Origin of the sequence: Mesorhizobium sp. M0633, assembly GCF_040320645.1 — a bacterium.
Lineage (GTDB): Bacteria > Pseudomonadota > Alphaproteobacteria > Rhizobiales > Rhizobiaceae > Mesorhizobium.
The window spans coordinates 1-2,240 of sequence record NZ_JAMYQC010000098.1; the positions used below are offsets into that span (position 1 = coordinate 1).

Consider the following 2,240-nt stretch of genomic DNA (forward strand, 5'->3'; position numbering starts at 1 on the left):
AAAGAAGCTCGGCAATCTGCAGGCGCTGCTGCCCATCCTCGAAGCCGTGGTGCAAAGCGGCAGGCCGCTGTTGATCATCTCCGAGGACGTCGAGGGCGAAGCGTTGGCAACGCTGGTCGTCAACAAGCTGCGCGGCGGCCTCAAGGTAGCGGCCGTCAAGGCGCCTGGCTTCGGTGACCGGCGCAAGGCGATGCTGGAAGACATTGCCGTGCTCACCGCCGGACAGATGATTCCCGAGGATCTCGGCATCAAGCTGGAGAACATCACCATAGACATGCTCGGCCGCGCCAAGCGCGTGCTGATCGAGAAGGACACCACCACGATCATCGACGGCGCCGGCGAGAAGACCACCATCCAGGCGCGCGTCCAGCAGATCAAGGCGCAGATCGAGGAAACCACTTCCGACTATGACAAGGAGAAGCTGCAGGAACGTCTCGCCAAGCTGGCGGGCGGCGTTGCCGTCATCCGCGTCGGCGGCGCGACCGAATCCGAGGTCAAGGAAAAGAAGGACCGCATCGACGATGCGCTGAACGCCACGCGCGCGGCCGTCGAAGAAGGCATCGTTCCCGGCGGCGGCGTTGCGTTGCTGCGCGCCAAGGCTGTGCTGAACGGGCTGACCGGAGCCAATGCCGATGTGACGGCGGGCATTTCGATCGTGTCGAGAGCGCTCGAAGCGCCAATCCGGCAGATCGCCGAGAATTCCGGCGTCGAAGGTTCGATCGTCATCGGCAAGCTCGCCGACGGCAAGGACCACAATCAGGGCTTCGATGCCCAGAACGAGGTCTATGTCGACATGATCAAGGCCGGCATCGTCGACCCCGCGAAGGTGGTGCGGACGGCACTGCAGGACGCGGGCTCCATTGCGGCGCTCCTGATCACTGCGGAAGCCATGATCACCGACGTTTCGGCCAAGGACGCCGCTGCTTCGACCGGCGGCATGGGCTATTGACCAGCCGCTGCCCGAAACAAGCCTGAAAAGACAGCCGCCGGGGTTCTTCCCCGGCCGCGCCATCGGCAAGGAGATCGATCCATGATCGCATTCGTCCCGAAGCCAAAGGCAGCGGCGAAGACCAAAGTGGCCGAGGAAAGCCGCTTCGATCGCATTCGCAGGCTTGCCGACAAGCACAGGAAAGCCGACGCCGGCATGGTAGGCCGCGACCCGAAAAAGATCGCGGACAAGCGTCCCATGTGACGACTGCCAATCTTCGGCACCCACGCAAGCGCGGCACCAGACGCTTATCGCGTTTCGCCGCTGATCAGCGCGGCACGGTCCTTGATGATGGTAGAAACGAAGCGGATGACGGCGCGCACCGGCGCCTCCGCCCCGATTTCACGGCGATAGACGAGCGACACCGGATGACTGCCGAGAATGTCGGGGGCAAGGCGCACCATCCGCGGTTCAGCTTCGGCCAACATGCAGGGCATTACCGCCAGACCGGCGCCACTCAGAGCCGCCGCCAGCATTTCCGTCATTTCGGCAACGCGAAGGACAATTGTCGCGCCGGCGCCGTGCGCCTCAACCCATTTGGCGCCGGGGACGCCGGCAAGGCTTGCGTGAAATCCAATGATCTCGTGTCCGGCCAACTGGCGAGGGTCGATGGGCATTGGGTGACGGTCGAGATAGCGCTGGGACGCATAGATCGACCAGCCCGCAACACAAAGCTTCTGCGCGATCAAATCGTCTGCGGCGACGGTGCCGATCCTGACCGCAAGGTCGGCCTCGCCGTGCTGCAGGTCCACTGGCCTGCTGCCGCTCGTCAGTTCCAGGTTGATATCCGGGTGGGCCTTATGGAACCCGGCCATACGCTCGGCAAAAAGGGGGCTGAAGCCCGACGGCAGTGCCAGCCGAACGCTATTCTTGCCCGAACGCACAAGCGCCGTCAGTGCTTGCATGGTACGTTCAAGGTCATCGCCGAGCGGCAGCAATGTCTGGCCAAGCGGCGTGATCTCAATGCCTTGCCGCGTTCGCACGACAAGCGAAACCCCGAGTGCCGCCTCAAGAGCAGCCAGGCGCCGGCTGATCGTCGTGTGACGCACGCCGAGCACGCGCGCTGCTCCCGACAACGTTCCCGCGCGGGCGGCAGCGAGAAAGTAGCGCAGATCGTTCCAGTCCGGTTCGCCGGTCTTGATCACGAACCTAGTCTCTCATGTTCCCTGTCAAGGTTGAAGGCAAGAAGGCTCGCCTGCTTGGCAGGTTTGCGAAGCAGTCGGACCGGCTGAAGCTGCACAGGGCTGGGGGT

Annotated in this window: 3 protein-coding genes; 2 read left to right on the forward strand and 1 reads right to left on the reverse strand. The window is 63.7% G+C overall.

The features are described 5' to 3' along the window. The coding region (groEL, locus tag NKI47_RS34725) for a chaperonin GroEL (protein WP_352596309.1) at nucleotides 1–949 on the forward strand (949 nt) is incomplete at its 5' end. Between the two features lie 81 nt (nucleotides 950–1,030). Then, nucleotides 1,031–1,192, forward strand: coding sequence for a hypothetical protein (locus NKI47_RS34730; RefSeq protein ID WP_352454322.1), 162 nt, complete (start codon nucleotides 1,031–1,033; stop codon nucleotides 1,190–1,192). Nucleotides 1,193–1,236: 44 nt separating this feature from the next. Here NKI47_RS34730 and NKI47_RS34735 read toward each other — a convergent pair whose 3' ends face one another. Beyond that, on the reverse strand, nucleotides 1,237–2,133 hold the full coding sequence (locus tag NKI47_RS34735; RefSeq protein WP_352596311.1) for a LysR family transcriptional regulator: 897 nt from the start codon (nucleotides 2,131–2,133) through the stop codon (nucleotides 1,237–1,239). Nucleotides 2,134–2,240 lie beyond the last annotated feature (107 nt).